The organism is Desulfovibrio sp., assembly GCF_018379785.1.
GTDB lineage: Bacteria > Desulfobacterota > Desulfovibrionia > Desulfovibrionales > Desulfovibrionaceae > Desulfovibrio.
In genome coordinates this window covers 1-7,277 of the sequence record NZ_JAGZUV010000099.1, presented here as the reverse complement: position 1 = coordinate 7,277, position 7,277 = coordinate 1, and the positions used below count along the sequence as shown (strand labels likewise).

The following is a 7,277-nucleotide window of genomic DNA, read 5'->3' as shown; positions in this document are numbered from 1 at the left end:
TCTTGATATGTTGAACAAATCTCTTGCACTATTTCAAAGATTCCGAGTTAATGGTAGTATTGAAGAACTTTTATCATTGTTAAGGTGAATGTCTCCGCCCCGCAGCCCTCTTGCCAGAACGGGCGCGTTGGCGTATGGCCCCGGAATCATCTGCCATAATGTGAGGACAACCATGTACCGCAATGCGAAAAATGTCGGCTACTATATGATAGGCAAGGGCGCGCTGGCCCAACTGGGCGATCTGCTGACCACCCGCCGCGAGGCGCAGGACGGACCGGCGGTCTTTTTCCTTGATCACTATTTCGAGGGCAATGGCTTGGCGGATCGCCTGCCCGTGGAAAACCAGGATATGGTGCTCTACGTGGACACCACGGAAGAGCCCACCACCGACAGCGTGGACGGCTACACCGCCCGGGCCAAGGAATTTTTGGGCGGCAGAATGCCCTGCGCCCTGCTGGCCTTCGGCGGCGGCTCGACCCTGGACACCTGCAAATGCGTGGGCAATCTGCTGACCAATCCCGGCAAGGCCGAGGACTACCAGGGCTGGGAGCTGGTCAAACATCCCGCGCCCTACAAGATCGCCGTGCCCACGCTTTCCGGCACGGGTTCGGAAACCTCGCGCACGGGCATCATCTGCAATGAGGCCAAAAATCTCAAGCTGGGCATGAACAGCGACTATACCATGTTCGACCAGGTGCTTCTGGACCCGGACCTGACCGCCAGCGTGCCGCGCAACCAGTATTTTTACACCGGCATCGACACCTACATGCACTGCTTCGAAAGCCTTTCCGGCTCCTACCGCAACGTGGTGGTGGATTCCCTGGCGGAAAAGGCCATCGACATCTGCAAGCGGGTCTTCCTTTCCGACGACATGATGAGCGACGAAAACCGCGAGCTGATGATGATCGCCTCCTTCCTGGGCGGCATGGCCGCCGGTTTCGTGGGCGTGGTGCATCCTGTTTCGGCGGGTCTGAGCATGGTGCTGCACATGCCCCACGGTCTGGCCAACTGCCACGCCCTGTCCGTGCTGGAAGACATCTATCCCACGGAATACCGGGACTTCATGGCCATGATCGAGCGTCAGGGCATTGATCTGCCCAAGGGCATCTGCCAAGGGCTCAGCGACGCGCAGTACACGGCCCTGTACGAGGCCAGCATCGTGCATGAAAAACCCCTGATCAACCGCCTGGGCCCGGATTTTAAAAAGATTCTCACCAAAGAGAATGTGATCGGGCGTTTCAAAAGCATGTAGCGCGGCATTTGTCCCTTTTTGCCGCTGGCGGCGTTATCAATGCTGTCTTTATCCGTAAGGCGGCAACGCCGCCAACGGCTAAAGCAAACACGCTTTTTATTCCGGTCATGGACCAAAAGAGTCCACTCCCGTCATAAAAAGTTCGTTTGCGCCAAGGCATCATGGGCTGTAGGCGGCAGGCCGCAACAGCCCATAGTCCTTGCCAGCGGCAAAAAGATTTCAAATGCCGTTTTTAGCAACCTCCCATGGAGGGTGAGATGGACATCAAGGTCAATTTCAGCGGACGCGCCATCCGCTATACGGAAGAGGAAATCGCCGTGGTCGTGGAGGCCATGCGCAACGCCGATCCTCTGACCCAGGGACAGTACATGCGCGCGTTTGAAAGCAAGTTCGCGCGTTATCAGGGCGTGGCCGAAGGCTCCTGCTTCACCACCATGAACGGCTGCGCGGCCCTGGAAATGTCGGCCCAGCTCTGCCGTTTCAAGCCCGGCGACGAGCTGGTCATTCCCTCGCACACCTTCACGGCTTCAGCCTATCCCTATCTTAAAAAGGGCGCGCGCCTGGTCTGGGCCGATGTGGACCCGCACACCCGCGTGGTCACGGCCGAGAGCATCGAAAAAGTTCTGACCCCCAAAACCAGGGCCGTGGTGGTGGTCCATCTCTACGGCTATGTGGCGGACATGCCCGCCATAGCGGCCCTCTGCAGGGAGCGCGGCCTGATTCTCATTGAGGACGCGGCCCAGGCCATCGGCGCGGAAGTGGACGGCAAAAAGGCGGGCAGCTTCGGGGACATGGCCGTGTTCTCCTTCCACTCGCATAAAAACCTGACCACTCTGGGCGAGGGCGGCATGCTTTACGTGCGCGACCCGGCCCTGGCCGCCGTGGTGCCCGCCCTGCGCCACAACGGGCACTGCGCCTATGACTTCGAGCGCCCGGACTACTGGAAACCGGCCATGGGCAATGTGGACGTGCCCATGCTGGACGGCGACATGCTCATGCCCAACAACTATTGCCTGGGCGAAGTGGAATGCGCCCTGGGCGCGAAACTGCTGGACCGCATTGACGCCATCAACGACCGGAAGCGGGAGCGCGCCCTGCGCTTCATGGACGCTCTGGCCGATTTCCCGGAACTGGAATTCCATCGCGTGGACTCACGACGCCATAATTATCATCTGCTGGCCGCCCGCATGACCACCGGCCCGGAGATGCGCGACCGCTTCATGCGCGCCATGTCCGGGGAAAAGGGCGTCAAATGCGTGGTGCAGTATATTCCGCTGGACCGTTACGACTACTATAAGCGCCTGGGCTGCGGCACGGCAAATTGCCCCAATGCGGACGCCTTTTTCGACAGCATGATTTCCTTCCCCTTTCAGCACTGGCTGAGCGAAGAGGATTTTCAGTACATGCTGGCGGCCACGCGCGACGTGCTGACTTCCTTGCGCCGGGGGTAGGGCGGCGGTGAAAGAACGCTGCATCGTCATCCCCGCCATCAAGAAAAACGCGGTCATCCCCGACCAGCTGGTCAAAAAGCTGGCCGGGGTCACGCTTATGGAGCGGGCCATCCACACGGCGCGCGCCGTGGCTCCGGGCGAGGACATCGTGGTGCTCACGGACAGCCAGGAAATCTCGCTGATCTGCGAGCGGACGGGAGTGGGCTTTCACTGGAACAAGGATCTGCGCTTCACCAGCCTGGATATTGTGGCCGAGATGCGCGACCTGCTGGGCGATCTGGCCCAACGCTACGAGCACTGCATCATCCTGCGCGCCTCCTGCCCGCTGCTGACCTGGGTGGACGTGGAGGACGCCTGGAAGAAATATTTGGAAGCCGGGGCCGACAGTCTGGTCACGGTAAAAAGCGTGCGCCAGCGCATCTGGAATGTGCGCGGCGACAGCCTGGAAAGACTGCTGGATTGCGCCACGGGCGAAGCGGGCGCTTGCGGCGAGGAGCAGTTTCTGGTGGAAAGCCGGGCCCTGATCATCCTGCGCCTGGCCCTGCTGCGGGAAACACCGCAGGCCGTATCCGGACCGGGCCGCGCTCCCGTACCCCGCCCAAACAAGGTGGTTCCCTATTTTCTCAATGAGCGGGCCATTGAAATCCAGGGCTATCAGGACTGGTGGATCTGCGAACGCCTGCTGCGGCGGCGGCATGTGGTTTTTGTGGTGGCGGGCTATCCGGCCATCGGCATGGGCCATGTCTTCCGCGCGCTCATGCTGGCCCATGAGATCACCAGCCACAAGATCACCTTTGTCTGCACGCGCGAGAGCGAGCTGGCCGTGGAAAGCATCGCCCGCAAGGATTACCGCATCGTGCGCCAGGGCGACGAGGATCTGGCCGGCACGGTGCTGGCCCTGCGGCCCGATCTGGTGGTCAACGACTTTCTGAACACGGACGCGGCCTATATGGAGCGCCTGCGCGCGGGCGGCGCGCGCTGCGTCAACTTCGAGGACGAGGGGCCGGGCGCGGCTCTGGCCAACCTGGTGATCAACGCCCTGTATGAAAGCGGCCGGAGCACAAAGCGCCTGCGTTGCGGGCCGGACTATTTCTGTCTGCGCGACGAATTCGTGGGCGCGAGGCGCAATCCTCTTCGGCCCGACGTGCGCACCGTGCTGCTCACCTTCGGCGGCACGGACCAGCGGGACTGCTCGCGCCGGATACTGGACATCATTGAGCCCATCTGCCGGGCCTACGGCATTGCCGTCCGCCTGGTGGCCGGGCCGGGCTACGCCCACAAGGAAGCCATGGAGGCCCATCTGCGCAAGCTGGAAAACCCCCTGGTGGAATTCACCTGGGCCACCAATGTCATGAGCCGGATGATGGAGGGCGCGGACCTGGCCATCTGTTCCGCCGGGCGCACGGTCTACGAACTGGCGCACATGCGCGTGCCCGGCATGGTTCTGGCCCATCACGAGCGCGAGGCCCGGCACACCTTCGCCCGCCCGCGCAACGGCTTCGCCTTTGTGGGCCTTATGGATCGCGTGGATGACGTCAAAATCCGCAACGTCTTTCTGGCCATGCTCAAGCAGGCCCGCCGGGCGCGTTTCTGGGAGCGTCAGAACCGTCTGGACTTCACGGCCAACAAGGCGCGGGTGGTGGGCCTGATGCTGGATCTTCTGGACCGGGACGAGGCGTGAGCGGGCATACGCGGGCATTGTCGCGCCAGCCGTCCGGATTGTCCCGGCTACAGAGTCCGCAATGCCTGACCGCGCTTGTTTTGTTGTTCTGCGCCCTGCTGACGTTGGAGCTTCCTGTTCCGGCCGGGGCCGGGGAGACCGTTGCGCCGCCGCTGCCGCCCGGCTCGGCCTGCGGCGATTTCCTGGCCATGGCCGGGAGAAAGCCGGACGTCTTGGAATTTCTGGGCTGCGCGCCGGTGCGCGACGCTCAGCTTCCCGTTCTGGCGGCCCGCTACCGGGTGCGCGGCGCTGACGCGGCGCTGGTGGAGGACGTCTTGAGGCGTGAAAGCGGCATGGCCCCGCTGGTCTATGTCTGTTGCCGCTGGGAAATGAAGAAGAACGGCCAGGGGCGTTTCAGCTTTCGCCGGCCGGGCCTGCCCCGGGAGTCGGCTCAAGCGGACGGCGGCCTGCCCGGCACATACCGCGTGCGCATGGGCAGTGGGGATACGGAATACTACGAACGCTCGGAGTGGCTGCTGATCCCCTGGTTTTACGTCACGGTGCTTCCGGATCTGGAAAGACCCTGAGCCCGCCGTGAGAGATTAAGGAAAACGCCATGTCCCATAATGCCCGCCACGGCAAAAGCGTGGCCATTGTCCAGGCCCGGCTGGGATCCAGCCGCCTGCCCCTGAAATCTCTGCTCTGCCTGCGCGATCTGCCCGTCATCGACTGGGTGACGCGCCGTCTGGCCCAATCCCGGCGGCTGGACCGGATTATGGTCGCCGTACCGGATACGGAACTGGACCGGGTGCTGCTGGAGCATCTGCAACGCCGGGGCGTGCCCTGCCTGGCAGGGCCGGAAAGTGACGTGCTGGCCCGTTTCTGTCTGGCGGCCAGGGCGGCGGAGGCGGATCTGGTGGTGCGCGTCTGCGCGGACAACCCCCTGATCTGGGGCGAGGCCGTGGACCGGCTGCTGGCGCACTATGAACGCACGGACTGCGATTACGCTTACAACCACATTCCGCGCAACAACCTCTGGCCCGACGGCCTGGGGGCTGAAGTTCTCTCCCGTGAACTGCTGGATGACCTGGATGCCAGGGCAAAGCAGCCCTCCCAGCGCGAGCATTGCCTGAACTATATCTGGGACAATGCCGCGCACTTCCGCATTTCCACCTTTGATCCGGAAGAGGACTGGCTGCGCCGTCCGGACCTCAAGCTGGATATGGACCGGCCCGAGGATTTCCGGCGGCTGGCCCTGCTGCCCCTGTCGCCGGACATGGACGCCCGCGCCATTGTCAACGTCTTTTCAAACTGACTGAAATTACTCTGAGGAATTGCTGTGGAGTGAATCAGCGTTGAAAAGCTGGTTCACTCCAAGGTCTGTTTCTGAATTGAGAAATTTTGGCTTTCCGACAAGGAAAACGAGTTTTTTGCGAAGAGAGTGAGCTTTTTGAAGACAAGAATTATGGCGGCGTTAAGCTGGCGAAAAACAATGCTATTACATTGTTTTTATTGAAAAATGCTATGAATTCCCTTGATTTCTTCTATACTTTTTCGCATTCCCTTGTATATTCAAGGCCCTATCATTTTGACGCGCAGATAGCAATAGGGAACTCCTGGGGGATGCTACCTATGAAAAGAATCAAAACCCGCCACACGGGCGTTTACTACCGAATTTCCCAAAATCGTATAGATCAGTTCGGCAGGCCGGACAAGTGCTTTGACATTCACTTTAAACTCAAGGGCAAGGATATCTGGGAAAAGGTGGGCTGGAAGTCCGAAGGCTATTCCCTGCAAGACGCCATTGAACTCCGGGCTATCCGCATCAAGTCCCTGCGCCACCCCGAGCTGATCGCGGAGGAAGCCCCGGAAAGTATAACCCTCAATGAAGGTTGGGCGCGGTACAAAGAGCAATGGCTGCCGCATTTAAAATCTCAAAAAAGTATGCTCTATTCGTTTGAAAAGCATATTTCAAAGCATCTTGGAAAACATTCAATTGAGCATATCGGCGCTTTTGAGATAGAGAATTTCAAGAATAACCTTCTGAAAAATTGCACCTCCGCAAATACAAAGTATATTTTATCAATTCTCAGGCGTGTTCTTAATAAGGCAAAAGAATGGGAACTTACACAAAAGAGCTATGAAATTCCTTTAGGCAGTTTTAGAATATCAAATTCTGACAAAAAGAGAGAACGTTTTTTTACGCCGGAAGAGGCTGCAAGGATTTTGGACGGCCTGCAATTTTATAACTGCACCTTGTATTATATTGCAAAAATTTCCTTATATACAGGAATGCGCCTTGGAGAAATCATCAGTTTATCCAGTGGAAATATCAACCTTGACGCCGGAATTATATATATTGACGGTAAGACAGGGCGCAGAGTTGCATATATTTCTGAGCATATCAAATCAGATATAGAAAACATACTCCCTCAAGACGATCATGCAAAAATATTTGACGTATTTTCTGGAAAACATCTTGTAGCCAATACGATTTCAGAGAAATTTGCAAAATTTATGAAACATACCGGCTTTAACCATGGTATTACAGATTCGAGTCAAAAGATTGTATTCCATACTTTCCGGCATACATTCTGTTCTTGGCTGGCAATGAACGGCGTTCCGCTCTTTACCATCGGCCAGCTTGTGGGACACAGCAGCACAAGCATGACAGAACGATATGCCAAACTTTCCCCGGATTACAAAAGAGAGGCATTGGAACACATCCATGGCATGCTGGCTCAAAATCGTTCACAACATTAACCGTTGTTATGTCGTAAGCCACATCAGCAAAACGGCGAGTGCCAGAAGGGAGGCGGCGAGCATATTGGCGACCGCCACTCTCCAGTTCATTGTTTCCGCCCTGGTGACGGCTTTCAGCTTGCCTGACAACGCGGCATTGATATCCTGCACA

General features: G+C 58.2%; 6 protein-coding genes. All 6 read left to right on the top strand.

The window, feature by feature from the left end:
* Nucleotides 1–172: 172 nt before the first annotated feature.
* The 6 genes from KH208_RS14625 (at nucleotide 173) to KH208_RS14600 (ending at nucleotide 7,126) form a co-directional block, all read left to right on the top strand.
* The gene (locus KH208_RS14625) at nucleotides 173–1,252 is read left to right on the top strand and encodes an iron-containing alcohol dehydrogenase family protein (RefSeq protein WP_291437519.1); all 1,080 of its coding nucleotides are present in this window, start codon (nucleotides 173–175) and stop codon (nucleotides 1,250–1,252) included.
* Between the two features lie 257 nt (nucleotides 1,253–1,509).
* Nucleotides 1,510–2,703, top strand: a complete 1,194-nt coding sequence (locus KH208_RS14620; RefSeq protein WP_291437517.1) for a DegT/DnrJ/EryC1/StrS aminotransferase family protein — start codon at nucleotides 1,510–1,512, stop codon at nucleotides 2,701–2,703.
* Nucleotides 2,704–2,710: 7 nt separating this feature from the next.
* Complete coding sequence (locus tag KH208_RS14615) at nucleotides 2,711–4,384, top strand: cytidine 5'-phosphate N-acetylneuraminic acid synthetase (protein WP_291437515.1); 1,674 nt, start codon at nucleotides 2,711–2,713, stop codon at nucleotides 4,382–4,384.
* Nucleotides 4,381–4,950 carry a DUF4952 domain-containing protein gene (locus KH208_RS14610; RefSeq protein ID WP_291437513.1) on the top strand — a complete coding sequence of 190 codons (570 nt, stop codon included), beginning with the start codon at nucleotides 4,381–4,383 and terminating at the stop codon, nucleotides 4,948–4,950. Before KH208_RS14615 ends, KH208_RS14610 begins: the two co-directional genes overlap by 4 nt.
* A gap of 29 nt (nucleotides 4,951–4,979) precedes the next feature.
* Nucleotides 4,980–5,678 carry an NTP transferase domain-containing protein gene (locus KH208_RS14605; protein ID WP_291437511.1) on the top strand — a complete coding sequence of 233 codons (699 nt, stop codon included), beginning with the start codon at nucleotides 4,980–4,982 and terminating at the stop codon, nucleotides 5,676–5,678.
* An 86-nt stretch (nucleotides 5,679–5,764) separates the two neighbouring features.
* Nucleotides 5,765–7,126 carry a site-specific integrase gene (locus KH208_RS14600; RefSeq protein ID WP_291437509.1) on the top strand — a complete coding sequence of 454 codons (1,362 nt, stop codon included), beginning with the start codon at nucleotides 5,765–5,767 and terminating at the stop codon, nucleotides 7,124–7,126.
* Nucleotides 7,127–7,277 lie beyond the last annotated feature (151 nt).

Bases quoted from the DNA above. Each gene is read 5' to 3' on its own strand.
- KH208_RS14625 (WP_291437519.1), top strand. From the start codon at position 173: ATGTACCGCAATGCGAAAAATGTCGGCTACTATATGATAGGCAAGGGC.
- KH208_RS14620 (WP_291437517.1), top strand. From the start codon at position 1,510: ATGGACATCAAGGTCAATTTCAGCGGACGCGCCATCCGCTATACGGAA.
- KH208_RS14605 (WP_291437511.1), top strand. From the start codon at position 4,980: ATGTCCCATAATGCCCGCCACGGCAAAAGCGTGGCCATTGTCCAGGCC.